The 26,233-nt window shown below is 60.2% G+C and carries 31 protein-coding genes; 19 read left to right on the top strand and 12 right to left on the bottom strand.

Annotated features, from left to right (window positions below; genetic code table 11):
* Window positions 1–140 precede the first annotated feature (140 nt).
* The 5 genes from SIB38_RS21010 to SIB38_RS20990 all read left to right on the top strand — a co-directional run bounded on the left by SIB38_RS21010 (window position 141) and on the right by SIB38_RS20990 (window position 5,222).
* On the top strand, window positions 141–1,118 hold the full coding sequence (locus tag SIB38_RS21010) for a GGDEF domain-containing protein (protein ID WP_412552070.1): 978 nt from the start codon (window positions 141–143) through the stop codon (window positions 1,116–1,118).
* Window positions 1,119–1,310: 192 nt separating this feature from the next.
* On the top strand, window positions 1,311–2,195 hold the full coding sequence (locus tag SIB38_RS21005; RefSeq protein ID WP_412550979.1) for an alpha/beta fold hydrolase: 885 nt from the start codon (window positions 1,311–1,313) through the stop codon (window positions 2,193–2,195).
* A 239-nt stretch (window positions 2,196–2,434) separates the two neighbouring features.
* Window positions 2,435–3,526, top strand: coding sequence for a ribosome small subunit-dependent GTPase A (gene rsgA, locus SIB38_RS21000; protein WP_294113031.1), 1,092 nt, complete (start codon window positions 2,435–2,437; stop codon window positions 3,524–3,526).
* Between the two features lie 121 nt (window positions 3,527–3,647).
* Window positions 3,648–4,205 (top strand): chalcone isomerase family protein, encoded by a 558-nt coding sequence (locus tag SIB38_RS20995; RefSeq protein ID WP_294113033.1) that lies wholly within the window; start codon window positions 3,648–3,650, stop codon window positions 4,203–4,205.
* Window positions 4,206–4,388: 183 nt separating this feature from the next.
* On the top strand, window positions 4,389–5,222 hold the full coding sequence (locus SIB38_RS20990; RefSeq protein WP_412550978.1) for a DMT family transporter: 834 nt from the start codon (window positions 4,389–4,391) through the stop codon (window positions 5,220–5,222).
* Window positions 5,223–5,317: 95 nt separating this feature from the next.
* On the opposite strand, the gene SIB38_RS20985 is transcribed toward SIB38_RS20990, so the two are convergent.
* A complete protein-coding gene (locus tag SIB38_RS20985) occupies window positions 5,318–5,785 on the bottom strand; it encodes an NUDIX domain-containing protein (protein WP_294113038.1) in 468 nt (155 codons plus the stop codon).
* A gap of 61 nt (window positions 5,786–5,846) precedes the next feature.
* Here SIB38_RS20985 and SIB38_RS20980 point away from each other — a divergent pair, with 61 nt between their 5' ends.
* The 3 genes from SIB38_RS20980 to SIB38_RS20970 all read left to right on the top strand — a co-directional run bounded on the left by SIB38_RS20980 (window position 5,847) and on the right by SIB38_RS20970 (window position 8,403).
* Window positions 5,847–6,731 carry an alpha/beta fold hydrolase gene (locus tag SIB38_RS20980; RefSeq protein ID WP_294113040.1) on the top strand — a complete coding sequence of 295 codons (885 nt, stop codon included), beginning with the start codon at window positions 5,847–5,849 and terminating at the stop codon, window positions 6,729–6,731.
* Window positions 6,728–7,867, top strand: a complete 1,140-nt coding sequence (locus SIB38_RS20975) for an alpha-D-ribose 1-methylphosphonate 5-triphosphate diphosphatase (protein WP_294113041.1) — start codon at window positions 6,728–6,730, stop codon at window positions 7,865–7,867. Before SIB38_RS20980 ends, SIB38_RS20975 begins: the two co-directional genes overlap by 4 nt.
* Before the next feature lie 71 nt (window positions 7,868–7,938).
* A complete protein-coding gene (locus SIB38_RS20970; protein ID WP_294113042.1) occupies window positions 7,939–8,403 on the top strand; it encodes a GNAT family N-acetyltransferase in 465 nt (154 codons plus the stop codon).
* On the opposite strand, the gene SIB38_RS20965 is transcribed toward SIB38_RS20970, so the two are convergent.
* The 6 genes from SIB38_RS20965 to lgt all read right to left on the bottom strand — a co-directional run bounded on the left by SIB38_RS20965 (window position 8,400) and on the right by lgt (window position 13,144).
* Complete coding sequence (locus SIB38_RS20965; protein ID WP_294113044.1) at window positions 8,400–9,473, bottom strand: 5-(carboxyamino)imidazole ribonucleotide synthase; 1,074 nt, start codon at window positions 9,471–9,473, stop codon at window positions 8,400–8,402. The genes SIB38_RS20970 and SIB38_RS20965 overlap by 4 nt on opposite strands.
* On the bottom strand, window positions 9,466–9,957 hold the full coding sequence (gene purE, locus SIB38_RS20960) for a 5-(carboxyamino)imidazole ribonucleotide mutase (RefSeq protein WP_294113046.1): 492 nt from the start codon (window positions 9,955–9,957) through the stop codon (window positions 9,466–9,468). The genes SIB38_RS20965 and purE overlap by 8 nt, the downstream gene beginning before the upstream one ends.
* Window positions 9,958–10,167: 210 nt before the next feature.
* Window positions 10,168–10,308, bottom strand: coding sequence for a hypothetical protein (locus tag SIB38_RS20955; protein ID WP_294113047.1), 141 nt, complete (start codon window positions 10,306–10,308; stop codon window positions 10,168–10,170).
* A gap of 153 nt (window positions 10,309–10,461) precedes the next feature.
* Complete coding sequence (pgeF, locus tag SIB38_RS20950; protein ID WP_412550977.1) at window positions 10,462–11,220, bottom strand: peptidoglycan editing factor PgeF; 759 nt, start codon at window positions 11,218–11,220, stop codon at window positions 10,462–10,464.
* Window positions 11,217–12,275 (bottom strand): class I SAM-dependent methyltransferase, encoded by a 1,059-nt coding sequence (locus SIB38_RS20945; protein ID WP_294113052.1) that lies wholly within the window; start codon window positions 12,273–12,275, stop codon window positions 11,217–11,219. Before SIB38_RS20945 ends, pgeF begins: the two co-directional genes overlap by 4 nt.
* Window positions 12,272–13,144: a prolipoprotein diacylglyceryl transferase gene (gene lgt / locus SIB38_RS20940; protein WP_412552069.1), complete on the bottom strand. Its 873-nt coding sequence runs from the start codon at window positions 13,142–13,144 to the stop codon at window positions 12,272–12,274. The genes SIB38_RS20945 and lgt overlap by 4 nt, the downstream gene beginning before the upstream one ends.
* A 134-nt stretch (window positions 13,145–13,278) precedes the next feature.
* Between lgt and SIB38_RS20935 the strand changes: the two genes are divergently transcribed.
* On the top strand, window positions 13,279–13,524 hold the full coding sequence (locus SIB38_RS20935; protein ID WP_168591864.1) for an accessory factor UbiK family protein: 246 nt from the start codon (window positions 13,279–13,281) through the stop codon (window positions 13,522–13,524).
* Between the two features lie 71 nt (window positions 13,525–13,595).
* On the opposite strand, the gene SIB38_RS20930 is transcribed toward SIB38_RS20935, so the two are convergent.
* Complete coding sequence (locus tag SIB38_RS20930) at window positions 13,596–14,429, bottom strand: PhzF family phenazine biosynthesis protein (RefSeq protein WP_294113058.1); 834 nt, start codon at window positions 14,427–14,429, stop codon at window positions 13,596–13,598.
* 253 nt (window positions 14,430–14,682) lie between these two features.
* On the opposite strand from SIB38_RS20930, the gene SIB38_RS20925 reads away from it, so the two are divergent.
* The 4 genes from SIB38_RS20925 to SIB38_RS20910 are packed head-to-tail and all read left to right on the top strand — an operon-like array spanning window position 14,683 to window position 17,316.
* Entirely contained in the window at window positions 14,683–15,183 is a 501-nt protein-coding gene (locus SIB38_RS20925; RefSeq protein ID WP_294113059.1) for a YbjN domain-containing protein, read from the top strand.
* Window positions 15,184–15,216: 33 nt separating this feature from the next.
* Window positions 15,217–16,032, top strand: coding sequence for a pyrroline-5-carboxylate reductase (proC, locus tag SIB38_RS20920; RefSeq protein ID WP_294113061.1), 816 nt, complete (start codon window positions 15,217–15,219; stop codon window positions 16,030–16,032).
* On the top strand, window positions 16,025–16,366 hold the full coding sequence (locus SIB38_RS20915; protein WP_294113062.1) for a tRNA-binding protein: 342 nt from the start codon (window positions 16,025–16,027) through the stop codon (window positions 16,364–16,366). Before proC ends, SIB38_RS20915 begins: the two co-directional genes overlap by 8 nt.
* Window positions 16,363–17,316 (top strand): 2-hydroxyacid dehydrogenase, encoded by a 954-nt coding sequence (locus tag SIB38_RS20910; RefSeq protein ID WP_412550976.1) that lies wholly within the window; start codon window positions 16,363–16,365, stop codon window positions 17,314–17,316. Before SIB38_RS20915 ends, SIB38_RS20910 begins: the two co-directional genes overlap by 4 nt.
* A 7-nt stretch (window positions 17,317–17,323) precedes the next feature.
* Here SIB38_RS20910 and SIB38_RS20905 read toward each other — a convergent pair whose 3' ends face one another.
* A complete protein-coding gene (locus SIB38_RS20905) occupies window positions 17,324–17,914 on the bottom strand; it encodes a thymidine kinase (RefSeq protein WP_294113255.1) in 591 nt (196 codons plus the stop codon).
* A gap of 420 nt (window positions 17,915–18,334) precedes the next feature.
* Between SIB38_RS20905 and SIB38_RS20900 the strand changes: the two genes are divergently transcribed.
* Both SIB38_RS20900 and SIB38_RS20895 read left to right on the top strand, forming a co-directional pair.
* A complete protein-coding gene (locus SIB38_RS20900; RefSeq protein ID WP_294113065.1) occupies window positions 18,335–18,793 on the top strand; it encodes a hypothetical protein in 459 nt (152 codons plus the stop codon).
* A 3-nt stretch (window positions 18,794–18,796) separates the two neighbouring features.
* Window positions 18,797–19,672 carry a helix-turn-helix transcriptional regulator gene (locus SIB38_RS20895; protein WP_294113066.1) on the top strand — a complete coding sequence of 292 codons (876 nt, stop codon included), beginning with the start codon at window positions 18,797–18,799 and terminating at the stop codon, window positions 19,670–19,672.
* Window positions 19,673–20,039: 367 nt separating this feature from the next.
* On the opposite strand, the gene SIB38_RS20890 is transcribed toward SIB38_RS20895, so the two are convergent.
* Both SIB38_RS20890 and SIB38_RS20885 read right to left on the bottom strand, forming a co-directional pair.
* Window positions 20,040–21,161 (bottom strand): beta-ketoacyl-ACP synthase III, encoded by a 1,122-nt coding sequence (locus SIB38_RS20890; RefSeq protein WP_412550975.1) that lies wholly within the window; start codon window positions 21,159–21,161, stop codon window positions 20,040–20,042.
* A 187-nt stretch (window positions 21,162–21,348) separates the two neighbouring features.
* Window positions 21,349–21,894, bottom strand: coding sequence for a TetR/AcrR family transcriptional regulator (locus tag SIB38_RS20885; protein WP_412550974.1), 546 nt, complete (start codon window positions 21,892–21,894; stop codon window positions 21,349–21,351).
* 161 nt (window positions 21,895–22,055) lie between these two features.
* Here SIB38_RS20885 and SIB38_RS20880 point away from each other — a divergent pair, with 161 nt between their 5' ends.
* A complete protein-coding gene (locus SIB38_RS20880) occupies window positions 22,056–22,469 on the top strand; it encodes a hypothetical protein (RefSeq protein ID WP_294113074.1) in 414 nt (137 codons plus the stop codon).
* On the opposite strand, the gene truA is transcribed toward SIB38_RS20880, so the two are convergent.
* Window positions 22,466–23,230, bottom strand: coding sequence for a tRNA pseudouridine(38-40) synthase TruA (gene truA / locus SIB38_RS20875; protein WP_412550973.1), 765 nt, complete (start codon window positions 23,228–23,230; stop codon window positions 22,466–22,468). The two genes, SIB38_RS20880 and truA, sit on opposite strands and share 4 nt — an antisense overlap.
* Before the next feature lie 109 nt (window positions 23,231–23,339).
* On the opposite strand from truA, the gene SIB38_RS20870 reads away from it, so the two are divergent.
* The 3 genes from SIB38_RS20870 to SIB38_RS20860 are packed head-to-tail and all read left to right on the top strand — an operon-like array spanning window position 23,340 to window position 26,205.
* On the top strand, window positions 23,340–24,752 hold the full coding sequence (locus tag SIB38_RS20870; protein WP_294113078.1) for a YcjX family protein: 1,413 nt from the start codon (window positions 23,340–23,342) through the stop codon (window positions 24,750–24,752).
* Window positions 24,753–24,760: 8 nt separating this feature from the next.
* Entirely contained in the window at window positions 24,761–25,204 is a 444-nt protein-coding gene (locus tag SIB38_RS20865; protein WP_412550972.1) for an N-acetyltransferase family protein, read from the top strand.
* A complete protein-coding gene (locus SIB38_RS20860; protein ID WP_294113082.1) occupies window positions 25,201–26,205 on the top strand; it encodes a YcjF family protein in 1,005 nt (334 codons plus the stop codon). The genes SIB38_RS20865 and SIB38_RS20860 overlap by 4 nt, the downstream gene beginning before the upstream one ends.
* Window positions 26,206–26,233 lie beyond the last annotated feature (28 nt).

Genomic DNA, 26,233 nt, shown 5'->3' with positions numbered 1-26,233 from the left:
AAGAGCTTGAGATCAGTAGCGCCGCGGTCATCAACGCGGAGGTGCAGCGTGAGGTTGAACGCAAACTGGTCGCACAGACCAGTGAGTGGCTTTACTCAGCGAAGTCGCTGCCCGAGCTGCTGCGGGTTGTGGAAGCCTCTATGCGTCAGATTTTCCCTGAGGCAGATGGTGAGTTGTACGTATACTCCAATTCGCGCGACACCTTGGATTTGATCGCACATTGGGGACACGCAAAACCAGAACACCTACATATCGCGCCAGACAGCTGCTGGGGCTTGCGCCGTGGCAGGCCCTATGTCTACGGCTCCGCGGACATTCAGTTTGCCTGTGATCACAACCAAAACGATGAACATCCGAGCTTTTGTTTGCCGATTATGGCGCATGGCGAAACCATCGGTCTGTTGCATTTGTGCTTTCGAAACATGCGTATTGCCGATGTCGACAAGATTGAACTGGAGGGGTTTTTAACTGGCAGACGTGATTTGGCGCTGGTCTGCGCTGAACAGATCAGTTTGTCTGTTGCCAATGTGCAGTTGCGCCAGGAACTGCAAGATCAATCCACGCGAGATCCGCTCACCTCGCTTTGGAACCGTCGATGGTTTCTTGAAGCGGCTCTGCGTGAGTTCAATCGCGCACGTCGTGACAATGCACCGGTCTCCATTATTTCATTGGATGTCGACCATTTCAAAAAGTTCAACGATCATCATGGGCATGATGCGGGAGACATTGTGCTCCGGGAAGTGGGCGAAGTCATGAAGCGCACTTTTCCGGACGATTGCTATCCGTGTCGCATTGGCGGGGAAGAGTTTGTCGTTCTTTGTCCCGGGCACTCAACAGACGCAGCCGCCGACCTAGCGGAAGAGTTCCGTGCCGCGATCTCTGAACATCGCGTGCCATATGGTCGTGAAATATTGCCGCGCATCACGATTTCGGGGGGCATTGCCACGTTCCCGGATGCGGGCAGCGAAGTGATCACCCTACTGCGGGCTGCGGATGAATGTTTGTATTTGGCCAAGGAACAGGGCCGAAATCAGATTGTTCTCCCCGAATCCATTGCAGATAGTCTTGAAAAGGCGAAGGAAGGGGCGGCCAGCAAACGGGCAAGTAAATCCAAGTAGAGCCAGAGGTGCGTGCACATCCATAGGACAGCCGGATTGTGCTATCAGACTTGCCCGGAACGCATGAAAGGGCGCTGGTTTGACCAGCGCGCCGTGTCGAATGCCTTGTTCACCGGTCACGGGGCGCCGCCGGTGATTTACATTGCGTGCGGGTCAAGTAGTGTTTGCGTGCATTGTGATAAGGGGCGCGACATGCAGATCACCGCTAATGGCATTCAGATTGAGGTGCAGACCTATGGGTCTGAGGATGGCGTGCCGTTGGTGCTCATTCGCGGGCTGGGGTCGCAACTGATCCATTGGCCTGTGGAGTTTTTCGAAGGGCTTGCAAGGGCGGGCTTTCGGGTGGTGCTGTTTGACAACCGCGATGTCGGCTTGTCGCAGCGCTGTTCGAAAGCCGGCGTGGCCAGCGATGCGGATGAGATCACGGCGGCGGCTTTAGCCGGGGCACCGACGCCTGCGGCCTACCGGCTAAACGATATGGCGAAGGACGTGGTGGGTGTGATGGATGCGCTGGGCCTTGAGAAGGCGCATGTGTTTGGCATGTCCATGGGCGGCGCGATTACGCAGCTTCTGTGTATGGATCATGCGGAGCGCCTGTTGAGTGGAACCATCGTGATGGCCACCGCGCGGCCGTTTGCGGAGCGGGGCGGGAACGCAGAATGGCTGGCGACCTTGTTGGCGCGGCATGTGGATCGGGAGACCTATATCAAGAGTTGCATTGCCGAGTATATCAATTGGGGCAGCCCGGCCTTTCCGATGACCCAACAAGAGGTCGCGGCGCAGGCGGCGCAGGCTTATGATCGGGCCTTTGATCCCGAAGGCATCAACCGGCAGGTGCTGGCCGTCATAGCATCCACGGATCGGCGGCAAGACCTGACACAGGTGGCGCTGCCGTGTCAGGTCATTCACGGCGAAGAAGATACGTTGATCCCGCCGGAAGCAGGGGCGGAGATTGCGGGATTAATCCCGAACTGTGACCACCATCTGATCGAGGGCATGGGGCATGTGATCACGCCAAAGCAAGCGCCGATGCTGATTGAGATGCTGCAGGATTTCATCACCCGCCGGGCGTCCTAAGCGGGCGGGTTGTTGCGCAGCTGAGGGCGGACTATATCCATCCCAGCTTTGATGGAGGTTTTATGGGCCAGAAACTGGATGCCTGATCATGGCGGGTGGCACGATGCCCACCCGGTGCACAACAGAGACAGTGAGACCGGCGCCTTGGCGCAGGGCTGTGCTTTTGTGCCTTTCCCATTTTCTGATACCTTGCGGTGTGGCCAGATGTGGCGCGACCGCTCCATGAGAGACTCTCAACAATGACACGGGACTATTCCCAATTTTTACCAACCAGCGGTGCGGCCAAAGCGGACCCGCCAAAGCGGTCACCGTTGGATATTCTGGGCTGGCAATCGTTTTTTGCCCAGCAAACCGATCTGGACATTCTGGAAGCCACACCGCCGGTGCGGGTGGTGGAAGTGCATCGCAATGGCTTGCGGGTGCGCGGCGATGGCATTGATGCCTTGGTGCCGCCGGGGCCGGAAGCCACGGTGGGCGATTGGCTGCTTTATAATACCGAGCTACCAAGCCACAGCGAAGTGCTGGACCGCAAAAGCCTGTTTAAGCGCCGCGCCGCCGGGCATGACCGCAGCATTCAGATGATTGCCGCCAATGTGGACACGGCCTTTGTGGTCACCAGTTGCAACAACGACTTCAACGTGGCGCGGCTCGAGCGGTTTCTGGCGCTGGCCTTTGAGGCCGATGTGACGCCGGTGATTGTGTTGACCAAAGCGGATCTGTGTGAGGACACCGCGCCGTTTGTCGAGCAGGCGCAGGCGATTTCCGACCGCGTGCCGGTGGTGCTTTTGAATGCCAAAAGCGAGGAACCGGCGGCGAAGCTGGCGGACTGGAGCAAGCCGGGGCAGACGATTGCCTTTCTCGGCACCTCTGGTGTGGGCAAATCCACGCTGGTGAATGCACTGTTTGGCACGGAGCAAGCCGAAACCGGCGCGATCCGCGAGGATGACAGCCGGGGGCGGCACACCACGACCAGCCGGCAGTTGCATTTCACGGACACGGGACTGGCCATTCTGGACACGCCAGGTATGCGGGAGTTGCAACTTGCCGACGCGGGTGACGGCTTGGCGGATCTGTTTGCCGATGTGGTCGAGTTAGCGACGCAGTGCAAGTTCCGTGACTGTGCCCATGAAAGTGAGCCGGGCTGTGCGGTGCGGGCGGCAATTGACGCTGGCACGCTTGATCCGGAGCGGTTGGAGCGCTGGCGCAAGCTGGAAGCGGAAGAGCGGCACAACACCGCTTCGCTGGCGGAAAAGCGGGCCTATGACAAGAACTTCGGCAAGATGATCAAAACCGTGACCAAGGCGCACAAAGGGCGCAAGGGGCGGCGCTAGGCGCCCATCACAGGCTTGTGAACGTTCAGGAACGGCGTGCGGAGTGATCTGCGCGCCGTTTTGCTGCGTAACCGTTTGCAAACCAGCCTGACAAGCGACGGGAGGCGCAAGGCGGATGCACATGCGATTGCCACTTCGGGAACGTGTATTGATGGCGCTTTTGAGCGGCGCGGTGATGCTGGGCTGGGCGGCAGACGCCTCCGCCAATTCCGCGACCCCAGCGCCGGAGGTGCGCAGCCTTCTGGGGCAGCCACAGGAACTTGGCACGGGACAGTTCCGGTGGCTGGGCTTCAAGGTCTATGACGCGCAGATGTTTGCACCGCAAGGACAGGGGTTTGACCGCAACGGGTCTTATGCGTTGGAGATTGAGTACGCCCGCAAGATCAAGCGTAAGATCCTGCTCAAAGCCAGCATGGATGAAATGGCGCGGATTGAAGGCAAGAAATCCGACCATGGGCAAATCCAGCAGAAATTGACCTCTTGCTACCGTGATATTCAGCCGGGTGACCGGATTGTGGCCTCGCCCAATGGCGGCAATGCGTTGAAGTTCTGGGTCAATGGTAAGAGCACCTGCACGTTGCGGCACAATGGTATTCGGGATCGCTACATGGCGATCTGGTTAAGCGACAAGGCGCGGGATCGCGGCTTTGCGCAACAAGTTTTGGCCAGTCAAAAATAGCGCAGCTTTCCGGCTCCCCCAAACCCCCGCACTGTGGTTCGCTTTCCATGGTGCCCGGAAAATGGGTGCTGTTTCCCTGATTGGCCTTCCGTCCCCGCCTTAGAGTTTGGTCCTTCTGTGGCGGGGCAAGCGTGTGACCCGGCTTGCTTGCTCCGCCGGGTCACACGTGTCACCTAGGGCCTCATGAAATTGTTTCTTCTGACCGCTGTGACGATGACGGCTTTTGCCGCGAACTCTGTGCTCAACCGCGCTGCTGTGAGTGGCGCCGGCATGGAGGCGGTGGATTTTGGCGTGGTGCGTCTTGTCAGCGGGGCGCTGGCCTTGGCGGTGCTGGTGGCTTGGCAAAAGCGTGGCTTTGCGCTGGGCGGCGTGGGGCGCGGTGTCGCTGTGGCGGGGTTGCTGGCCTATATCTTTGGCTTTTCTCTGGCGTATCGCGGTCTGGATGCCGGTTTGGGCGCTTTGGTGCTGTTTGGCGTGGTGCAGATCACCATGTTTGGCGGCGCGGTGGTGACGCGTGAAGCGGTGCCAATGACACGCTGGTTGGGCGCAGGTTTGGCGCTGGGCGGGTTGGTCTGGCTTTTGGCGCCGACCGGTGGCCCCGCGATTTCGGCGGCGCATGTGGCGATGATGGCGGGCGCGGGGCTTGGCTGGGGCATCTATTCGCTGCAAGGGCGCAAAGAGGTGGACGCGACGCAGGCCACGGCGATGAATTTCATTTTGGCGGCCCCGGTGGCTTTGGCGCTGGGCGCTGTTCTGGGCATGGATATGGAAATGCCTGCGGCGGGCGTGGTGCTGGCCGTGGTGTCTGGCGTGGTGACCTCGGGGCTGGGCTATGCGCTCTGGTATGCGATTTTGCCAGGCTTGGGCGCAAGTCGCGCGGCGGTGGCGCAATTGTCGGTGCCGGTGATCGCTATGGCCGGCGGTATGGCGTTTTTGAACGAGCCACTGACATTGCGCTTTGTGGGCGCGGCGGTGCTGGTGATTGGCGGTGTGCTGGTGTCGATGCGTAAGGCATGAGGCATTCTGCCGGGGCGCGCAGCGGCTCGGCCTGCGCCTGCCTGCCCCCTTGGCAGGCGCATTCGCGCCCACCCAGGCAGGCACTGGCCTACGTTTCAGAACTTCAACAACGGTTCCAGCGCGTCGTAGTGCACGCCATCACCCCAAGCCACATCCGGGAGGCTGAGCGGGCGGTAGGAGATCTGGTCCATTTCTGCGCGAGAAAAGAAGCGGCGTTTGGAGACGATGTTTTCCGGGTCCTGCCAGCTTTCGTCGAGTGAACCACCTGTAATGGTGCAGCGGAAGAACAAGTCTACTTGATGAAAATCGCTCTCCGCATCGTGGAACTCGTTGATCAGGCAGGGCGCGCCAACGGAGACCGAGAGACCACATTCCTCATGCACTTCGCGGATCAGATTGTCGGCCAGGCTGCTGTGTTTTTCGACACCGCCGCCGGGCGCACACCAGAGTGCGCCTTTGTGATCGGGGTAGGCGTTGACCAGCAAGAGGCGGTCCTCGTGCAGGATCACGGCGCGGGCGGCGAGGCGCAATGGGTGCGACTTTGGTGGGCGAAGGGTTGCCATTGGGGCGCTTTCCGTAAGGTTTTTGCTTTTGTAGGCCCCGCTTAGGGCCTATCTCAAGTCTATGGTTCGATTTTTGAAAATGGCGGCGGTGCTGGCTTTGGGGCTGGGCACGCAGAGTTTGGCAGAGCAGAAAACGGCGGAGGCAGAGGCCGCGCCGCAGGAATGTGTGATCCTGCTGCACGGATTGGCCCGTTCTGAGAGCTCCTTTGTTCTGATGGAGCTGGCGCTGGAGCGCTATGGCTACAAAGTGGTGCGGCTGGGCTATCCCTCCACCGAGAAAGAAATCGAAGCGCTGGCGGATATGACCTTGCCCAAGGCGGTGGCGCAATGTGGTTGGAAGAAAGTGCATTTTGTCACCCACTCGATGGGCGGTATTCTGACCCGCGTGTGGTTTGAAAACCACCGTCCGCCGGAGCTTGGCCGCGTGGTGATGTTGGGGCCGCCCAACAAGGGCTCTGAACTGGTGGATGAGTTCAGCTATCTAGAACCGTTTGTCTGGCTCAATGGCCCGGCGGGGATGCAGCTTGGCACGGATGGGCTGCCCGCCAACCTGCCGCCGGTGGATTTTGAGCTGGGTGTGATTGCCGGTGACAAGTCGCTCAACCCCTATTACAGCAGCCTGATTGCCGGGCCGGATGACGGCAAGGTTTCGGTGGAGAGCACCGAGGTGGAGGGCATGGCGGACCACATTGTGCTGCCGGTGACCCATACGTTTATGATGAACAATCCGATGGTGATTGTGCAGGTGCGCGAGTTTTTGGAAAACGGTGCCTTTGACCATGATCTGGAGTGGGGCGATGCGGATGCCACCCTGCGGGAATTGCAGCGGATTGTGGATGTGGATGGCGATCCGGAAGCCGAGAAAGAAGACGATCTTTGGGACCGGATCTGGAGTGAAATTGTCGGGCCGAGCGCTTCGGGTCAAAGCGGAGCGGAGAACCAATGACGGACCTGCTGCTGCACGGCGCAGAGGTGCTGCGCCCGGAGGGGTTTGTACAAGAGCCGCTTGGGATTGTGTCTGGCACGATCGGGGAGGCGGAGGGCGCGCGGCAAGTGGATCTGCGCGGGTATCAGATTTTGCCGGGCATCGTTGATTTGCATGGCGACGGGTTTGAGCGGCATTTGGCGCCGCGCCGTGGCGCGATGAAAAACCTTGGCGATGGGTTGGTGTCGGTGGATGCCGAACTGGCGGCCAATGGGATCACCACAGCGGTGTTGGCGCAATTCTGGAGCTGGGAAGGTGGGATGCGCTCGCCAGATTTTGCGCGGCGGTTTTTGGAGGCATTGTCGGCCACAGAAGGGCTGCGCACGGAGATGTTGGTGCAGCTGCGGTTTGAGAGCCATCTGTTGGAAGACTACACCGCGTTTGAGGCGGCGGTGACGGAGTTCGACGTGCCTTATGTGGTGTTCAACGATCACCTGCCGCATGCGGCCTTGGCCAAGCGAAAGAAACCGCCGCGCTTGACTGGGCAAGCGCTCAAAAGTGGGCGCAGTCCGGAGGCCCATCTGGCGCTGTTGCAGGCGTTGCATGCGGTGACGGAGTCGGTGCCGGAAGTCGTGGCGCGGCTGGCGGCGCGGTTAGCGGAGACAGGCGTGAAGCTGGGCAGTCATGATGACGACAGTGCTGCGACGCGGGAGACTTGGCGCGGATGTGGACTGTCGATCAGCGAGTTTCCAGAGACCATGGAGGCGGCGGAGGCGGCCAAAGAAGCAGGTGATCCGGTGGTGATGGGGGCGCCCAATGTGGTGCGTGGCGGCAGCCATTCCGGCAAAGTCTCGGCGGCGGAGATGGTTGCGGCGGGCCTGGTGGATGGCTTGGCGTCTGACTACCACTATCCCGCGCCCCGACAGGCGGTGCTGCGGCTGGTGGAGGATGGTGTCTGTGAGTTTGCCGAGGCTTGGGCCTTGGTGTCGGCCAAGCCTGCAGAGGTGTTGGGACTGAAAGATCGCGGCACGTTGGAAGCCGGCAAACGCGCGGATCTGGTGATTGTGGACGCGGAGAGTGGCCGGATTGGGGCCACGTTGGTGGGCGGACAGGTGAGCTTTATGGCCGGCGAAGTGGCCGCGCGGTTTATGGGATAGAGGGGCTTTGCCCCGTCACCGCGGGGCGGTGACTCCCCAGGATACTTTTTTGAATGAGAAGGTGCAGACCCGTGCAATATTTTGAGTTTGGGGATTTGCAGGCGGTTCCGCGGGAGGTTTTGGTGGCGCAGATGGCGGATGCGCGGGTGGCGGAGCATTTGCCGCTTTTGGATGGCGTGTTTGACGTGGAAGGCTTTTTGAAGGCCAAGGCGCAGCGCTGGGCGCAGGATGGGCTGGGCCATTGGGCGATTTGGCAAGGGGATGTCTTTCGCGGCTGGGGCGGCTTTGAGAAAGAGGGGGACGTCTGGGACTTTGGGCTGGTTCTTGTGCCTGCGGCCTTTGGGCAAGGATTGGCGATCACGCGGCAAGCGCTTGAATTTGCGCGGGGGGATGCACGAATTGAAACGGTGCAGTTTTTGTTGGCCCCAACCCGACGGTCGGTGAAAGCTTTGGCGCGGATGGGCGCAAAGGAGGAGGGGGAGGTCCGCTATGGCGGGCAGACCTTCCGCCGGTTTTTGCTGGATGTAACCAGTTAGTCGCCGCGTTTGATGCGGTTGACGTGGCCCATTTTGCGGCCCGCTTTGGTTTCCGCTTTGCCATAGAGATGTACGGCGGTGTCGCGCTCTTGCAGCAGCGCGGGCAGTTGGTCCATGTCGTCACCAATCAGGTTTTCCATGACCACATCGCTATGCCGTTGGCCATCGCCCAGCGGCAGGCCGGTGACAGCGCGGATGTGTTGCTCAAACTGATCCACCGCGCAGCCGTTTTGGGTCCAGTGGCCGGAGTTGTGCACCCGCGGGGCGACTTCGTTCACGATGAGGCCGTCTTTGGTAACAAAAAGCTCCACGCCCATGACGCCGACATACTCCAGTTTGTTCAGGATGTTGGCGGCGAGCAGGACGGCGTCCATGCGTTGACCGGCCGACAAGCGGGCAGGCACAGTCGTGGTGGCAAGGATGCCGTCTTTGTGCACGTTTTCACCGGGATCAAAACAGGCAACCTGACCGTCCAGACCGCGCGCGGCAATCACGCTGACCTCGTGGGAGAAGTCGACAAAGCCTTCCAGAAGGGCAGGCGCGCCAGCCATATCAGCCAGCGCGGTGTCTGCATCGTCTGCGGTTTTGAGGCGGGCTTGGCCCTTGCCGTCATAGCCAAAGCGGCGGGTTTTTAAAATCGACGGCGCGCCGATCTCGGCAACGGCTTTGGTCATGTCGTCGGCGTCGGTGACGTCTGCAAATGGCGCGGTTTTCAGGCCGAGCTCCTGCAGAAAGGTTTTTTCCGTCAGGCGGTCTTGCGACACCCGCAGCGCTTCGCGGTTGGGGCGAATAGGCTTCTGGCTTTCCAGAATGTCCAGTGCGGCGGTGGGGATGTTTTCAAACTCATATGTGATGACATCCACAGAAGCCGCAAAAGCCCGCAGGGCGTCGGCGTCCTCATAAGACGCGGTGGTGACGGCATTGGCCACTTCACCCGCAGGCGGGGTGGTGCCGGGCTCAAAGATGTGGGTTTTGTAGCCCAGACGGGAGGCCGCAACCGACAACATGCGGCCAAGCTGGCCACCGCCAAGGATGCCAATGGTCGATCCGGGAACGAGCGGCTTAGTCATCTTGTGGCTCATCCGGGATCGAGGCGGAGAGGGCGTCGCGCCAGGCGTCGAGACGTTCGGCCAGGTCAGCGTCTTGCAGCGCCAGAATGCCGGCGGCCATCAGGCCCGCATTGGCGGCACCAGCGGCACCAATGGCCATGGTGGCAACTGGGAAGCCCTTGGGCATTTGCACGATGGAATAGAGGCTGTCGACACCGGACAGTGCGCGGGTTTGCACCGGCACGCCCACAACAGGCACGCGGGTTTTGGAGGCCATCATGCCGGGCAGGTGCGCAGCGCCACCAGCGCCTGCGATGATCACCTGTAGGCCACGACCAGCGGCTTCCTTGCCGTAAGACCAGAGGCGATCTGGGGTGCGGTGGGCGGAGACAATCTTCTTTTCGTAAGAAATGCCCAGCTCTTCCAGAATGGTGGCTGCTTCTTTCATCGTGGGCCAGTCAGACTGGCTGCCCATGATGATGCCGACTTGAGGTGTGTCCGTCATATGCGCCTCTGAGATCAGAATTTGGCTCGCGTTATAGACGGTTCAGGAATTTAAGCAATGCGGCGGGTTGGGGTTGCGAAAATGTGGGTGTTTCGAGGTGTGTGGCGCGCGCTGGTGCTCAAAAATTGCACATGAAGCCGGCGGTAAAAACGCAAAAGCACCTTGTCAAATTGCAAGATGCTTTGCGGAAATACGAGGTAAGGCGGGTGCTTAAGCTGCTTGCTTCAGCGTCACGCCCTTGCGCTTGGCGATGAAAGCGGCGCGGCGTGTGCCACGGGCCCATGGCATTTGTGGCGCGTCTTTTTGGGATGCTGCAACTACGGACTTAACGAAGCGGCTCTGGGTTTTCATGTCTGCTCTCCTTGGCATGTCTTGGTCTCTTGTGGACCATTGTTTCCAACTTGAGATCAGTCTCGTGTTGAAATGGGGCAGAGATGCGGCAGGATTGGTCAGATTTGAGGAAAATAGAGAGACAAATCTGCGGTATTCGCAGAAACTATTTATTTACAAACAGATAGAGGCAATCAGGCGACCGTAGTCGGCCTCTTTGGCGTGGGTTGTGCGCCGGTACGAGAAGAATCTGTGCGGGTCAGAATAGGTGCAATGGCGAGTCCATTCGGCTTTGCCAATGTTTGCAGCATGTAAACGATGCAGGCCGTAGGCGGGCAAGTCGAAGAGTTTGCGGTCGCCATCGCCCTCTTTGAAGAATCGGCTGTTGGTTGCGTCTTCGGTGAGGAAGGCATCGAGGAACTCCGGGCCAACTTCGTAGGCCTCTTGGCTGATGCAGGGGCCGATGACGGCGTGGGTGTTGGCGCGAGAGGCGCCGAGGGCTTCCATGGCGTCCAGTGTGGCGTCGAGCACGCCATCAAGCGCGCCGCGCCATCCGGCGTGGGCGGCGCCAATCACACCGGTGTTGGCGTCGGAAAACAGCACCGGCTGGCAATCAGCGGTGAGAATCGACAGGGCCAGACCCGGTGTGGCGGTGACAATCGCGTCGGCGCGCGGGCGTTCGCCTTCGATCGGTGCGGCGATTGTGGCCACATCCGCGGAGTGCACTTGGTGCACGGAGGCAAGGTGGGACAGCTCCACATCCATGGCGCTGGCGACACGCTGACGGTTGATGGTGACAATCTCGGACTGATCGGAGCTGCCGATGCCACAGTTCAATCCGGCAAAGACGCCGGACGAGGCGCCGCCGCGACGGGTGAAGAACCCGTGGCGCACGGGGGCAAGCAAGTCTGAGGTCAGTATCTCAAGCGTCATAGGGTGCATCCTGGTGGAGGGGTGCCGTGTTCCGGGAAGAGCGCGAGCACTTTGAACAGGTTTCCCATTTCCTCGGGGTGCGTCAAGCGGCGATGGGCGGCGATGTGGGATTGCAGGGCGTCGCCCGTGAGGCGGGAGGCCAAGGCCTGGGCGCGGGGGGTGATGCCAAGGGTTTCGAGAAACACGCCTTGCGGCGTGAGCTTGCTGTGGGCGCAGGGGGCGGCCTGGGCAAGAGCCTCAAAATCGACATGCGCGGTGATGTCGGCTTCGCCGGGAGTGGCGAGCGGGTTGGCGTATTCGTGACCTTGCAGGGCCTGTAGGGTGTCGCCTTTTGAGCGCCAGTCGCCGTAGTCGATTAGCAGCGCCGCCCCGCCATGATCACGAATGCGGGCGCCAATTTCATTGGCGACGGAAAAGGCCGGGACGCAGGTTTCGACGATCATGTCTTGTGTCGTGTCCGCAAGGCGGTGTTCGAGCGCTGGCTGCGGTAATTCCGGCCCAAAGGCAAAGCAGAGCTTGCCGTCGCGCATTGCGATCAGGCGCTCATGCCAACCGGTGGGGCCGCGTTGGAATTGGCGGATGGGTAGCGCGTCGAAGAATTCGTTGGCCACAAGAAAGAGCGGCTGCTGTGGCAGGGTGTCCACGGTGTCGTGGTGCGTGAGGTCGGCGGCGATGATCTCGCGTTGTTTGGCGCGCAGGGTGGGCGAGGCTTCGACAAGGTGGATCTGTGCAGCGGCGTGAAAGCCGGGCACCGCGCGGGTGGCGCGCAGGATGTCGGCCATAAGCGTGCCGCGCCCGGGGCCAAGTTCGGCAAGTGTGAAGGGCGCAGGGGCGCCTTGATCGAGCCACGCCTGCGCGAGGGCAAGACCAATGAGCTCGCCAAACATCTGGCTGATCTCTGGCGCGGTGGTGAAATCACCCTCAGCCCCCAGCGGATCACGTGTGGTGTAGTAGCCTAGCGTGGGATGCAGCAGGGCTTCGCTCATGAAGTCGGCCACGGTCATCGGTCCGTGGGCCTCGATGCGCGCCAGCAAGTGTTGGGTCAGATCGCTCATGGCTGGCGTTTGGCGCGCAGGATCAGGTAGGCGCCAAGGGCGATCATTGGCAGAGACAAGAGTTGGCCCATGGTGAAACCGTAGCCGCCAAATTGTAGCGCGAGGCCCAATGGGTTGCCTTCAGAAATGAACTGCGCGTCCGGCTGGCGGAAGAATTCGACAATGAAACGCGCAAGGCCATAGCCCACAAAGAAGGTGCCGGTGATGGTGCCGGGGGCTTTCAATGCGCCACGACGGTAAGCGAGGTAGAGCATGACCACCCCGAGGATCAGGCCTTCCATCAGGGCTTCATACAGCTGTGATGGGTGGCGGGCACAAAGCGCGGCGAGTTGGCCGCAGTCTTGTGCGGCATGGCCGGGGAAGATCACACCCCACGGCAGGTCAGTTGGGAGGCCCCAAAGCTCGGCGTTGATGAAGTTGGCGATGCGGCCCAAGAACAAGCCGATTGGGACGCCAAGTGCCATGGCATCGCCAACTTGTAATTTGATCAGGTCATGTTTCTGACAATAGAGCCAGCCCGCCACGATGACGCCCAACATGCCGCCGTGAAACGACATGCCGCCATCCCAGATGCGGATGATGTCGCCGGGATTGGCGAGGTAGAAGGCGGGTTTGTAAAACAGCACATATCCCAACCGGCCCCCGGCGATCACGCCAAGAATAACCCAGGTGAGCAGGTCTTCGATCTGGCGGGCGGTGATGGGGGCGGTGTCTTTTGGCCACAATGCAGGGCGGTTCACGGTGGCCACCACAATGCGCCAGCCGATCAGGATACCAACGATGTAGGCCAGCGCGTACCAGCGCAGGGCAAATTCCATGCCAAACAGGGAGATGGAGAAGATTTCAGGGGAGATATTAGGGAACTGAATGGGACTGCTCCGTCGCTGTCTGGGCCGCGTGTGGTTGCGCCACAAGTGGCCTTGCCGTTGCGACAAAGTCAACCTTGTGTCTGAGCGGGTTGATGCCCATATAGGCAGTCAGGATCAGATAAGCGGAGAGTGCGATGCAAACCCGGAACAAATTCATGGACGACATGTCTCAGTTGATGACCAACGCCATGGGTGTTGCTCAGGGCGCCAAGGACGAGGCCGACAACGCGATGAAGTCGTTGATGGACCGTTGGCTGGCGGATCGGGATTTTGTCACCCGCGAAGAGTTTGATGCGGTGCGCGCCATGGCGCAGAAAGCCCGCGAAGAGAACGAAGCCCTGAAGGCGCGGATTGAGGCGCTGGAAGGCAAGGCGGGTTAAATCACGCTGATAGGATGACGTGAGAAAGGCTGACCGTTGGGTTGGCCTTTTTTAGTTTTGGGGCGCAGGGATTAGAGCGTCAGGGTGCCGGTGATGCCGGCTTGCACAGCGCCGCCGACCCAGATGTCCGCGCCATCTTGCAGCACATGCACGCGGCCTTTGCGGCCCAGTAGCGTGCCTTGCGCGGCGATGTAGTCACCAGTTGCGATGCCGTCCGCCAGTAGCCACTGGGCAATGCCCGCGTTGAGGCTGCCCGTCACCGGATCTTCAAAGCCACCCGCCGAGAAAGCACGGACCTCGAAATCAAATCCGTGTCCGGCTTCCCCAACTGGCGCGACCAAGCCGATACGCATGCCTTTCAGGGCGGCGTAGTCCGGTTTGGCTTGCAACAGGGTCTGACGGTCTTTGAGCAGGAGCGCGGCCCAGCCAGGGCCATTGTCGACCCAAGCGCCAGCGTCCACTTCTGCGTCCTGTAAACCGAGAGCGGCTGCGATGCGGTTGATCATGTCGGCGTCCAGCGGCCCACTGCGTCGCAAAGGTGGGGCGCAGAAGAACAGCCGGTCGTTGTTGCGGCGGATGTGGATCAACCCCGCGCCGCATTGTTGCACCACGTCTTCGCCCTGAGGTTGGCCGCCTTGGGACAGCCAGACGTGACAGGCGCCCAAAGTCGGGTGGCCGGCAAATGGCAGCTCTTGCAAAGGGGTGAAAATCCGCACGCGGTAGTCGGCCCCGTCGTCGGTGGGATGCAGCAGGAAACAGGTCTCGCTGAGATTGGTCCAATGGGCCAGCTGCGCCATCTGGCTTTGGTCCAGACGCTCGGCATCGGCCACCACAGCGAGCGGGTTGCCGTAACCGGTTTGCTCGGAAAACACATCCACTTGGGCGAAGGGAAAAACGTTGGTCATGACAAAATCATAGGATTGGGGGAGAGGAGAGCAAGTCTCTCCTTGGGCCTGCGACCAAAGGACGAAGACTTGTGCTTAACACAGTTTAATCCACAACTTATTGCGTTATCCACAGATATTTTGCTTTACACACTCAACCTGACGCAGCACCATATCTTGTAAGGGCGGTGAAGTTATCCACAGGTCCTAGAGCAGGCACCAAGCGTTAGGGAGCTGCCACTCCCTCGGCGCGATACAAAAACGAGGTGGCGCCATGGCATTATCTGAGCAGTTTCTCGAAGAAGACTTGCATCCGATCGACATCGTCGAGCACATCGCCGAAGTGCGACACTGGAATTTCGAGCGCATCGCAGATGATCAAATTGCGATGGAGGTGGAAGGCCAGTGGAAGACCTATTCCATAACGCTGGCCTGGTCCGCCTATGACGAAACGCTGAAACTGGTGTGTTCCTATGAAGCAGAGCCGCCAGAGGACAAGCTGCCCGCGCTGTATGAGACGCTCAACGCAGTGAATGACGAGTGCTGGGCCGGGGCGTTTACATACTGGCATAAGCAGCAGCTGATGATTTTCCGCTATGGCCTGGTGCTGAGCGGCGGGCAGATGGCGAGCCCGGAGCAGATCGACACGTTGATCCGTGGCGCGTTGCAGAATGCGGAGCGGTTTTACCCGGCGTTCCAGCTTGTGGTCTGGGGGGACAGAAGTGTGAAAGATGCAATGCAAGTTGCCATTGCAGAGGCCTACGGCCGGGCGTAACACTTGCCCCCAAAAGGATCAGAGGGGGCAATCATGAACATCAACGACGTGGCCAAACGGGGCCTGGTTCTGCTGGGGTGCGGCAAGATGGGATCGGCCATGCTGCAGGGCTGGCTGGCGGATGGATTGCCCGCAAGCAGCGTTTGGGTGCAGGACCCGTTTCCAAGCGATTGGGTGCAGAGCAGCGGCGTGCATGTGAACGCGGATTTGCCTGCGGCGCCGGCGATTGTGATTATCGCGGTGAAACCTCAAATGATGGCGGACGCGCTGCCGGTTCTGGCGGCGATGGGTAACGGCGAGACATTGTTTGTGTCGGTCGCGGCGGGTGTTTTCATCGCCACCTATGAGCAGATTTTGGGCGACCAGACGCCGATTGTGCGCGCCATGCCCAACACGCCAGCAGCGGTGAGCAAGGGCATCACCGCGATTGTCGGCAACGGCCCGGCGGGTGTCGCTGGACTGGACGCCTCCGAAGGCTTGTTGAAGGCCGTTGGGCAGGTGGTGCGGCTTGAGAACGAAGGCCAGATGGATGCGGTCACGGGGTTGAGCGGATCAGGGCCAGCGTATGTGTTTCACATGATCGAATGTATGGCTGCGGCGGGCGAGGCGCAGGGGTTGTCGCCAGAGTTGTCCATGGCGCTGGCCAAAGCCACGGTCGCGGGCGCAGGTGCGCTGGCTGAAACGGCAGAGGAGACGCCGGATCAGCTGCGGGTGAACGTGACCAGCCCCAATGGCACCACGCAGGCGGGCCTGGAGGTGCTGATGGACACATCCGATGGCCTGCCGCCGTTGATGATCAAAACCGTGGGCGCCGCCGCAGAGCGCAGCCGGGAGCTGGGCAATGGCTGATCAAATCGATTTTGACGACTTTCTGAAAGTCGACGTGCGCGTGGGCACTGTGGTGCAGGCGGAGCCTTACCCAGAGGCGCGCAAACCTGCGATCAAACTTTGGATTGATTTTGGCGAGGAGTTGGGCACGCGCAAGACGTCTGCGCAGATCACCGCGCATTACGACCCAGATATTTTGCTGGGCAAGCAGGTTCTGGCCGTGGTGAATTTCCCGCCGCGTCAAATCGGAAAATTTATGTCCGAGGTGCTGGTGCTGGGCCTGCCGGATTACGCCGGTGACATCACATTGATAGGCCCGGACGGGCCGGTCCCAAATGGAGGACGCCTACATTGAAAAGCCTTTTGATCACTCGCCCTTTGCCCGATGCGGTTCTGGAAAAAGCCCGCGGAACCTTCCAGACCACGGTGCGGCTCAACAATATGCCGATGCAAAGTGACGAGCTGCGCGACGCATTGCGCAACTTCGACATGGTGCTGCCGTCGCTGGGAGATGCGTTTGATGCGCCGGTGTTTGCGGATGTCGGAACGCCACGCTGCAAACTGCTGGCGAATTTCGGCGTGGGGTACAATCACATCGATGTGGAGGCGGCCGCCAAAGCCAATGTCTTGGTGAGCAACACGCCGGGCGCGGTGACCGATGCGACGGCGGATGTGGCGATGACTCTGATCCTGATGAGCGCGCGGCGTGCAGGCGAAGGCGAGCGGTTGGTGCGCAGTGGCCAATGGAAAGGCTGGCACCCCACACAGATGTTGGGGCTGCATGTGAGTGGCAAAACCGTGGGCATTGCGGGCATGGGCCGCATTGGCCAGGCGATTGCGCAGCGCTGCCACTATGGCTTTGGCATGGCGGTGAAATACTGGAACCGCTCGGAGAAAGACCTGCCATTCGAAGCAGAGCGGGTTGAAGATTTGGCGGCGTTGGCAGCGCAAGTGGATTTTGTGGTGGCGGCGGTGCCGGGCGGTGCGGAAACACAGCATCTGTTCAACGCAGAGGTCTTTGGCGCGATGCAGAGCCATGCGCATTTCATCAACATCTCTCGTGGGGAAGTGGTGAAAGAAAGCGCCTTGGTGGCCGCGTTGCAAAACAACGAAATTGGTGGCGCCGGTCTGGATGTGTATGAATTTGAGCCGCGCGTGCCGGATGCGTTGCGCAAGCTCGACAACGTCACGCTGTTGCCGCATCTCGGCACGGCAGCCTTGGAAATTCGCACCCAGATGGGCCTAATGGCGCTGGACAACCTGCTGGCCTATGAACAGGGCGAGACACCACCCAATCTGGTGTAATCAGGCGCTAGTCTTCGGCGGTGTCGCCCATGGCGGCGCGCCAATGGCGGCGGCAGAGGGACACGTAGCTCTCATTGCCGCCGATTTGCACCTGAGCCCCTTCCTGCAACACATTGCCGTGCTCATCCTGGCGCACGACCATGGTGGCTTTCTTGCCGCAATGACAAATGGTGCGGACCTCGCGCATTTCGTCTGCCAGCGCCAGAAGTGCGGCGGAGCCTGGGAAGAGTTTGCCCTGAAAATCTACCCGCAGCCCGTAGCACATCACCGGCACCTTCAGGTCGTCCACCGCGCGGGCCAGTTGCCAGACCTGCTCCTCGCTCAGGAATTGCGCCTCATCAATGAAGACGCAGGCCAAGGGTCCGGCGGCCAGACGTTTCTTGAGCACCTCGATCAGGTTGGTGGCGGAATCAAAGGTGTCGGCCTTGTCGGAAATGCCGATGCGGGAGGCGATGCGGCCTTCACCGGCGCGGTGATCTAGCTGCGCGGTAAGCAGGTAAGTCTGCATGCCGCGTTCGCGGTAGTTGTGGGACGCCTGCAGCAGCACGGTGGATTTGCCGGCGTTCATCGTGGAGTAGTTGAAGTAGAGCTTGGCCATGGCGGCGTGATAGGCCGCATTGGTGGCTAGGATCAAGAACACGTTGCGCAGATTGATGTGGAAAATTTGAGGCGTCGTATTGGTGTCGCGTTGCGCGCGTTTTAAATGTGAAACGCGACCCGTCACATCGTGGCATTGCCATGGGGATGATGAGGCCGGGTCGCGTGGCCTTAATGGCCAACGGTATGTGGGTGACAGACCACGCACCGTTTTCCTTGGGTCCGGCCCACCCGCCGGAAAACTAATACTTTCGGATCAATATCCGATTCACTCACAGTCGGATGTAATGCATCCGGTCTTTCTCAAATGCCAAATTCGGGTTAAGCGATGTATGGGAAAAGACTGGCCGCTTTCCCCTTAGAGGCGTCAGACCGCGTTTCTGAGGGGAGGTCTAAAGAGTAAACGGTTTGGGGAAGACATATGAGCGTGGTGGATAGCTACTTAAAGAAACACTCCGAGGCCCTGGTAAAAGACGTTGGAATCGAGGCGGCCTGTGAGCTGACCGGGAAATCCAAAGCCACGCTGGGCCGGTATTATTCCAGCCACGACGAACATGCGGATCGGTTTATGCCAATTGATGCGGTGGCGGCGCTGGAAGAGGCGGCGTCTTATCCGCATGTGACGGCTGCTCTGGCGGAGTTGAAAGGCAACTCGCTGAGCCATGACAAGCGGCGGCGCAATTCTGACGACAAAGGTGGGGTCAACTCTGACGTGATCGCGCTGAGCCAGCGGTTTGCGATGTTGATGGCGGAATATAACCAATCCATCGAGGACGGCATCATCACCGTGACCGAAGCCAAGCGGCTGTTGCGGGAGACCGTGGCGCTGCAGCAGGTGCTTGTGGATATGAAACTGCACCTCGAAGAGGAATCCGTTTAAGCGATGCGCGACCCCGCCGGGCGCCGTCCGCTTCTACAAGCGGAGCGTCACATTCCGGACTTGTTGCAAGGGTTTCTGGTGGATCTGGAAACCACGCAAAGCTCGGCGGAGGTCTGGACGCTGATTGTCGAGGTGGGGCGGACGCTGAATCTGCCTTTCATCGATTTTATCAGCGCGAGCAATTTTGAGGACTGGAAGAAGACGCTGTTCATCCGCACGTCTTATGACAGCACCTGGCTCAACACTTTTAACAAAGATCCGGATGTGGCCAAGTGGAGCTACTTCCGGATGCACGCGCTGCACCACCTGACGCCAATTGCGGTGGGGGTGGAGTTTCTCGATGAATACCACCACATGCCGCAAGCCCGCCATGAGGTGCTGGAAGAAGCCGCGCGGCGCGGGATGCGTGCAGGGTTTTCCATCCCGTTACGCTCACACGCGCCCCCTCAGGCAGCGTTGATCACTTTTTGCGGCGATCACAGCCAGCGGGAGATGAAGCACATCATCCAGACTCATGGCTGGGTGTTGCAGGCGGTGGCGATGATGGGGCATCAGACCTATCTGGCTCATTTTGCGGCGGAATTTACGGAACGGAACAAGATCTCCGACAAACAGCGGGAGTTGTTGGAGATGATTGGCGGCGGCCTGCAGGACAAGGTGATTGCCGAGCGGTTGGGGGTGTCCGTGTCTGCAGTGCGCCAGCGGATGAACAACATTCTGAGCAAGACTGGCCTGTCCAATCGGGCAGATCTGGCGGCGCTGGCGATGAGTGCCGGGCTGGTGGAAGATCCGTTGCACCGGATGAGTGACGATGATGGCAGTATCCTTGTGGAAATGGGGGTGCCCACCACCACAAAGGCGCGGTATTGGCACCGATAGGCGGCGCAATGCAACGAAATAGGGTGGCCCAAATCCTCGGACCACCCCTCGTCATAAAAAGACCTATAGGGAAAAATGTGCACGGGTGTGCATATAAACCTCCGCACGGGACAGCGCAGAGCGGAAGGGGATCAGTAGACTATCACTTCACGAACCCATTGTCTCAGAATGCCTGGGGAAGCATCACGGCGAGACAACGGCTCCCTCCAAGGACCATGCTAGCGCAAATTGGTCTTACTGTCTCTTGTTCACAACTCGGCAACCATTGCTACCACACCTACCAATTGTGATAGGTTTTGTCGCTCAGGCTGTTAAAAATAGCAGTCTGCGCACCGTAGTATACCGAAGATTTCGAATCGTTGGCGTGTTACTGGCGCTTCACAAGCACCGAGCCAACGGAATAGCCCGCGCCAAAGGAGCAGATCACGCCATGGTCACCGGGCTCTAAGTCAGCCGAATACTTCGAGAAAGCGATGATCGAGCCGGCGGAGGAGGTGTTGGCGTAATCTTGCAGAATGTTGGGCTGCTCATCACCTTCCGGCGTGCGGCCCAAGACCTTTTTGCCAATAAAATCGTTCATCGACTTGTTGGCCTGATGCAGCCAGAGACGACGTAGGTTGTCTGGTGCCACGCTTTCGGCCTCGATATGTGCCAGCATATGGGCAGACACCATTGGAACCACCTCTTTGAAGACCTTGCGGCCGTTTTGCATAAACTGCATGTCGCGGCGGTCCACCACGCCATCTGGGCGGGAGCGGCGCAAGAAGCCGTTGTTGTTGCGGATGTTGTTGGAGAACTGTGTGGCGCAGCGGGTCGAGATGATCTCGAAATAGGCGCCTTTGGCGTCCTCGGAGCGTTCGATCACGGTGGCAGTGCAAACGTCGCCAAAGATGAAGTGGCAGTCGCGGTCGCGCCATTCCAGGTGGCCGGAGCAGATTTCCGGGTTCACGACGATGGCTTTGCGCACGGAGCCGGAGCGGATCATATCCGCGGCGGCTTGCAGGCCAAAGGTGGCGGAAGAACAGGCCACGTTCATGTCAAAGGCAAAGCCGCCCGCGCCCAGTTCTTTCTGTATTTCAATCGCGACAGCCGGATAGGCGCGCTCCATGTTGGAGGCGGCACAGATCACCAGATCGATCTCGTACGCGTCCACGCCAGCCTGCGCCAGGGCTTTGCCACAGGCATCCAGGGCCATTTCGGTCATTACGCCCGGTTCATCGTCGCTGCGTTGGCGCAGCAGCGGGTGCATCACGTCAGGATTCAGCACGCCTTCCTTGTCCAGCACATGACGTTGCTCGATGCCGGAAGCTTTGAAAATGAACTCACTGGAGGAATGTTGCAGCGGCGCCATCTCGCCGGCGGCAATGGCCTTGGCGTTTTGGGCGTTCATCTTGTCAGCATAGGCATTAAAGGCCTCCACAAGCTCGTCATTGGTGATGATCTGCTCTGGGGTGAAAACACCGGTGCCGGTGATGGCAGGCTGAAACATACTGGGCCTCACTAAGTTCTGGTGGGGCGCAGCTAGGCGTTATTTGCACCAAAAGGTCAAGAGTTTCCCCTGGGGCAGGTTGGGCATCGGCCTTGTTTTGCTGATTGGCGGAAGGAAGAGGGGGCCAGCCCCCGCGCTTGCGGTGGCAAGCGCTCCCCCGGGATATTTGGGGAAGGAGAAGGCGGGGTTAAGGCAACGCCTTGCGGATCTGATCAGCGAGACGGGCTTTGAGGGTGGTGGGAGCCGTGGCTGCGCGGGTTTCGATGTGGTCGCGCACAATCGCAAAAGCGCCGCCGATGCAGAAGGTCACGGTTGTGGCCGTTGCGGTAATGCCCTTCGCGGTGAGTTCGTGAGCCAGCAAACCTTCGAGGGCTTTGGTGAAGCGGGAAAACAGCACGAGGTCAGACTGGCTGCGCGACACACGCATGAAGAAGCCGGGGTTTCCCAGGATGTGGTCCACCATCCAATCTGTGGTGACAAAAGTGCCGGACGCGGTGGTGTTGGTTTCTGCCAATGGCCGCAGGTCGCCCAGAACCGTGGAGAAGCCAAAGTCGAGCAGGTCGAGCTTGGTGTCAAAATGCGCATAAAGCGATGAGCGTGCCACGTCGCCGCGCGCGCAGATCATCTTGATGGTGATGTCGTCCCAGCTGTGGCTCTGCAACAGGCCTTGCAGCGCGGTCCACAGGGCGTTTTGAGTGCGGGCAATACGGCGATCTGGCGATTTTTCGGACACGGTTGGCTCTTGGTGTTGGAAAACGGTCAGCTTGTGCGTGGCGTGTCGTTCTTTGAGAGAAAACAACGGGCTAGTGGCGGGTGTGAGCTCGATACAGAAGCCTGCGCGTGCACGCCACCGGAATGTGGGGCCGCGACGGGAACAATACAGGAGAAAAAGCGATGACACCCGAGCGTTATGTGACCTTGCAGAAGGGCGTATGTATCTACGATGTTTTGGCGCTGTTGCCGTTTGCGCTGCCGTTTGTGAATGTGCAGCATTTGGCAACCATGGGGCAGGTCAACGGGCTGCTCGGCGGGGATGTCTGGCCGGTGTTTGATCCGATCCAGTTGATGATGGTGCAGCTGCTCGGCGTGATAGGCACCGGATGGACGGTGTGGCGCTGGCGCAATGTCTCACGTGAGATTGGGGTGTTTGAAGGCGGCTTGCGCCTGTGGGTGACGGCAACGCTTTTGTGGGCGTTTGCGCAGGTGGGGCAGCCGCTGTTGTTGGTGTTTGCCGGGATCGACGTGGTGTTTGGTGCTGCGCTTTTGATGGGGCTTCGACTACGGGAAATCCAACCGACAACCGTTTAGAACGGCGCGTCAGGATAGGTGACGCCCGCCAGATACAGGCCTTGGGGCGGGCAGACCGGGCCGCAGGCGGCGCGGTCGCGGGCGGTGAGCGCGGCGGTCACGTCGTCTGGCGTCCAGGCCCCCGCGCCCACGCGCTCGAGTGTGCCGACAAAGCTGCGCACCTGATTGTGCAGGAAAGAGCGGGCGCGGACGTGGAAATGGATTTCCGGGCCGCCGATGGTGTCGACATGCTCGATGCGGAGTTCATCCAGGGTTTTCTGCGGGCTGGCAGCCTGACAGATCGAGCTGCGGAAGGTGGTGAAGTCGTGGTTGCCGATCAGACGATCTGCCCCGGCCTGCATGGCCTCAGCGGCCAGATCATGTTTGACCTGCCAGACCAGCCCGGCCTGATGGGTGGCCGGGGCCCGGCGCATCAGGATACGGAAGAGATAACGCCGTTCTGTGGCGGAAAAGCGGGCGTGCCAATCATCTGACACTTTGGCGCAGTTGGTGATCGCCACCGGGGCCGGTTTGAGTTGGAAGTTCAGTGCTTCCGAGAGGCGGAACGGGTCCCAGTCTTTTTCCATGTCGCAATGGGCCACTTGTGCCAGCCCATGCACGCCCGAATCGGTGCGGCCAGCGGCGGCGATGGTGTGCTCGCGCGGTTCAAGTTTCGCCAAAGCATCTTCAATAGCGCCTTGCACAGAAGGCTGGTCCGCCTGCCTTTGCCAGCCGGCAAAAGGGGTTCCGTGGTATTCAACTTGCAAGGCGTATCTGGGCATGGCGCGTGCGATAGCCGATTGGGCGGGGAAATTGAAGCCTTTCTGCCCACTGGAAATGGCCTTGGGGCACGCTTAGGTTGGGGGCGAACCATGTAAAGGGGCCAAAAGCTTGGTCATTTCCACACTTGCGGACGGGGTGGCCCGTCAGATTGAAGCGGCTTCAGATGCTGTCACAGGCGTGTTTGAGCCGGTGGTGCGGCTGGGTGTGACTGGATTGGCGCGCTCTGGCAAGACGGTGTTTATCACCTCGCTGGTGGCGAATTTGCTCGATCGCGGACGTATGCCGCAGCTGGTGGCCAATGCCGAAGGGCGCATTGAAGCCGCATTTTTGCAGCCACAGCCAGATGATTTGGTGCCGAGATTTGATTTTGAAACCCATCTGGCGGCGATGACAGGGCAAACACCCCAGTGGCCGGAGAGCACGAGGGCGATCAGCGAGTTGCGAGTTTCGTTGCGGGTGCGACCCAATGGGCTGTTGTCCGGCTTTCAAGGCGCGCGGACGGTGCATCTGGATATTGTCGATTATCCGGGGGAGTGGCTGCTGGACCTTGGCCTGATGGACAAGAGCTTTGCGCAGTGGAGTGCGGAGGTTTTGGAGCGTCTCCAAGGGCGTAATGAAGCGGCGGAATATCTCGGGCTGGTGTCGGCAATGGATGGCGGCGCTGATTTGGATGAGCCGAAGGCGCAGGCTTTGGCGGCGGCCTTCACGGAGTATCTGCACGCGGCGCGCGGTGCTGGCTATTCGGATTGTACACCGGGGCGGTTCTTGCTGCCCGGAGATTTGGCCGGATCACCTGTGTTGACCTTTGCGCCGATGGCGGCGGCAGAGAAACCGGGGCGGCGCTCGATGTGGCGCACGTTTGAGAAGCGGTTTGAGGCCTATAAGGCGCAGGTGGTGAAGCCGTTCTTTCGCGATCATTTCGCGCGCATTGACCGGCAGGTTGTACTGGTCGACGTGCTGGGCGCGATCCACGCCGGGCCGCGTGCAGTCGAAGATATGCGGGGAGGGTTGGCAGACACGCTGGCGGCGTTTCGGCCTGGAAGAAATGCGTTTCTGACACGGCTGCTGATGGGTAAACGGGTGGAGAAAATCCTGTTTGCGGCGACCAAGGCGGACCATTTGCATCACAGCCAGCACCCGCAGCTGACCAATATCATGCAGGCATTGACCCGCGAGGCGGCGGACCGAGCACAGTTTGCAGGGGCCAAGACAGAAGCGCTGTCTTTGGCGTCGTTGCGGGCTACGGTGGAGGAAACGGTGACGCACGAGGGGCGCAAATTGGATTGTGTGCGCGGGCGCCTGTTGGAAGATGGGCGGCAGGCAGCGTTTTATCCTGGCGCCTTGCCGCAGGACGCCAGCGCCTTGCTCACCCCGGCCAAGGCGGGGGCGGAGCGTTGGTTGGAACAAGACTATCAGGTGATGAAATTTGCGCCTGCTGCCAACACGTTGCGTCCCGGTGACGGCCCGCCGCATATCCGCATGGATCGCGCGGCGCAGTTTTTGATTGGGGATGTGTTGTGAGTGGTGTGATGCGTAAAGCAGAGCCGGGGGATGCCGCAGCTATGGCGGTAGTTCTGCAAGGCTGGCTGGTAGACACGCCTTGGATGCCGGTGTTGCATACCTTGGCCGACACGGAAGCGTTTTGCGGGCATTTAACCAAGGCAACGGATTGTTGGGTGGCTGTGGATGCCGAGCAAGTGTTGGGGTTTGTGGCGCGGGGCAAGGATTGGGTCACGGCATTGTATTTGGCACCAGACGCGCGGGGGCGTGGGATCGGGGCGACGTTGTTGGCGCAGGCCAAGGCGGGGCGCGATGCACTCCAGCTATGGTGTTTTCAGAGCAACGCGGGCGCGCGTCGGTTTTATGAGCGTCACGGTTTTGTGGCGGAAGAGTTCACGGATGGCGCGGGTAATGATGAGAAATTGCCGAACGTCCGATATGTGTGGCGCAGTGGGCAGGAGATCAGCCAATGACCAACGGGCCGGTTTTGATCGAGCTTGAGGACCAAGCAGCACCAGAGGTGGCCGATGCCGCGCCGGTGCCAGAGGTGCATGCGCCAGCGCCCAGCGGGCAGGCGATGCAGGTGGCGGCGCAATTGGCGGCGCGCAAGCCCAGCCGGTTGACGCGGTGGTTCTGGGCGCTGGTGGGGATGTTCTTGAGCGCGGCTGTGTCTATGGCTGCTTGGGACTTTGCCACGGGGCTGGTGGCGCGCAACACGTACCTCGGTTGGGCGATTATGGTGATCGGTGGGGCGGCGCTTTTGCTGGCGGTGTTGATCATCCTGAAAGAGCTGGCCGGTCTGGCGCGGCTTAAGCGCGTGGATGGCCTGAAGGCCCGCGCAGATGCGGCGACGCAGAGCCACGAGATGGGGCAGGCACGCGACATAGTGGACGCGTTGCTGCGGTTTTATCGCGGGCGCGAGGATTTGGCCTGGGGGCGTGACAGCCTGACGAAACAGCGCAATGAAGTGCTGGACGCAGATGCTTTGATGGACTTGGCAGAGCGCGAATTGATGCTGCCGCTGGACAAGGCGGCGCAGTTGGAAGTGGAGGCAGCCGCACGCCAAGTTGCGGCGGTGACCGCTTTGGTGCCGTTGGCCCTGGCGGATGTGGTGGCGGCGTTGACCTCCAACGTCCGCATGATCCGGCGGATTGCGGAGATTTATGGCGGGCGCTCAGGCACGTTGGGCAGTTGGCGGCTGTTCCGGGCTGTGATGACCCATTTGGTGGCCACCGGCGCGGTGGCGGCGGGTGATGATCTGATCGGGACCATTGCCGGTGGCGGCGCCTTGGCAAAGCTGAGCCGGCGTTTTGGTGAGGGCATCGTGAACGGGGCTTTGACGGCCCGTGTGGGCGTGGCCGCCATGGAAGTGTGTCGCCCTTTGCCGTTTGGAGAGGGACGTCGGCCTTCTGTCGCGGGCTTGGTGAAACGCGCGCTGACCGGGCTTTTCACAAAGAGTAACGGCGCAGTGTGACGCCCCGGTCATTTGATCGGGGTAAAGA

Source organism: Shimia sp. MIT910701 (genome assembly GCF_047126315.1).
In the GTDB taxonomy this organism is placed as follows: domain Bacteria; phylum Pseudomonadota; class Alphaproteobacteria; order Rhodobacterales; family Rhodobacteraceae; genus Shimia.
Note: the sequence above shows the minus strand (reverse complement) of the source record. Positions and strands in the feature narration are given on the sequence as shown.

What these genes read in the sequence shown, in the direction of transcription:
- SIB38_RS20980 (WP_294113040.1), top strand. Translation starts at nt 5,847, where the DNA reads ATGGTTCGATTTTTGAAAATGGCGGCGGTGCTGGCTTTGGGGCTGGGC.
- SIB38_RS20985 (WP_294113038.1), bottom strand. Translation starts at nt 5,785, where the DNA reads ATGGCAACCCTTCGCCCACCAAAGTCGCACCCATTGCGCCTCGCCGCC.
- SIB38_RS20930 (WP_294113058.1), bottom strand. Translation starts at nt 14,429, where the DNA reads ATGACCAACGTTTTTCCCTTCGCCCAAGTGGATGTGTTTTCCGAGCAA.
- SIB38_RS20995 (WP_294113033.1), top strand. Translation starts at nt 3,648, where the DNA reads ATGCGATTGCCACTTCGGGAACGTGTATTGATGGCGCTTTTGAGCGGC.
- SIB38_RS20925 (WP_294113059.1), top strand. Translation starts at nt 14,683, where the DNA reads ATGGCATTATCTGAGCAGTTTCTCGAAGAAGACTTGCATCCGATCGAC.
- SIB38_RS20975 (WP_294113041.1), top strand. Translation starts at nt 6,728, where the DNA reads ATGACGGACCTGCTGCTGCACGGCGCAGAGGTGCTGCGCCCGGAGGGG.
- pgeF (WP_412550977.1), bottom strand. Translation starts at nt 11,220, where the DNA reads ATGACGCTTGAGATACTGACCTCAGACTTGCTTGCCCCCGTGCGCCAC.
- proC (WP_294113061.1), top strand. Translation starts at nt 15,217, where the DNA reads ATGAACATCAACGACGTGGCCAAACGGGGCCTGGTTCTGCTGGGGTGC.
- SIB38_RS21005 (WP_412550979.1), top strand. Translation starts at nt 1,311, where the DNA reads ATGCAGATCACCGCTAATGGCATTCAGATTGAGGTGCAGACCTATGGG.
- SIB38_RS20915 (WP_294113062.1), top strand. Translation starts at nt 16,025, where the DNA reads ATGGCTGATCAAATCGATTTTGACGACTTTCTGAAAGTCGACGTGCGC.
- SIB38_RS20895 (WP_294113066.1), top strand. Translation starts at nt 18,797, where the DNA reads ATGCGCGACCCCGCCGGGCGCCGTCCGCTTCTACAAGCGGAGCGTCAC.
- SIB38_RS20990 (WP_412550978.1), top strand. Translation starts at nt 4,389, where the DNA reads ATGAAATTGTTTCTTCTGACCGCTGTGACGATGACGGCTTTTGCCGCG.
- SIB38_RS20890 (WP_412550975.1), bottom strand. Translation starts at nt 21,161, where the DNA reads ATGTTTCAGCCTGCCATCACCGGCACCGGTGTTTTCACCCCAGAGCAG.
- SIB38_RS20945 (WP_294113052.1), bottom strand. Translation starts at nt 12,275, where the DNA reads ATGAGCGATCTGACCCAACACTTGCTGGCGCGCATCGAGGCCCACGGA.
- SIB38_RS20860 (WP_294113082.1), top strand. Translation starts at nt 25,201, where the DNA reads ATGACCAACGGGCCGGTTTTGATCGAGCTTGAGGACCAAGCAGCACCA.
- SIB38_RS20900 (WP_294113065.1), top strand. Translation starts at nt 18,335, where the DNA reads ATGAGCGTGGTGGATAGCTACTTAAAGAAACACTCCGAGGCCCTGGTA.
- SIB38_RS20965 (WP_294113044.1), bottom strand. Translation starts at nt 9,473, where the DNA reads ATGACTAAGCCGCTCGTTCCCGGATCGACCATTGGCATCCTTGGCGGT.
- SIB38_RS20935 (WP_168591864.1), top strand. Translation starts at nt 13,279, where the DNA reads ATGCAAACCCGGAACAAATTCATGGACGACATGTCTCAGTTGATGACC.
- SIB38_RS21010 (WP_412552070.1), top strand. Translation starts at nt 141, where the DNA reads ATGCGTCAGATTTTCCCTGAGGCAGATGGTGAGTTGTACGTATACTCC.
- SIB38_RS20955 (WP_294113047.1), bottom strand. Translation starts at nt 10,308, where the DNA reads ATGAAAACCCAGAGCCGCTTCGTTAAGTCCGTAGTTGCAGCATCCCAA.
- SIB38_RS20880 (WP_294113074.1), top strand. Translation starts at nt 22,056, where the DNA reads ATGACACCCGAGCGTTATGTGACCTTGCAGAAGGGCGTATGTATCTAC.
- SIB38_RS20905 (WP_294113255.1), bottom strand. Translation starts at nt 17,914, where the DNA reads ATGGCCAAGCTCTACTTCAACTACTCCACGATGAACGCCGGCAAATCC.
- truA (WP_412550973.1), bottom strand. Translation starts at nt 23,230, where the DNA reads ATGCCCAGATACGCCTTGCAAGTTGAATACCACGGAACCCCTTTTGCC.
- SIB38_RS20865 (WP_412550972.1), top strand. Translation starts at nt 24,761, where the DNA reads ATGCGTAAAGCAGAGCCGGGGGATGCCGCAGCTATGGCGGTAGTTCTG.
- rsgA (WP_294113031.1), top strand. Translation starts at nt 2,435, where the DNA reads ATGACACGGGACTATTCCCAATTTTTACCAACCAGCGGTGCGGCCAAA.
- purE (WP_294113046.1), bottom strand. Translation starts at nt 9,957, where the DNA reads ATGACGGACACACCTCAAGTCGGCATCATCATGGGCAGCCAGTCTGAC.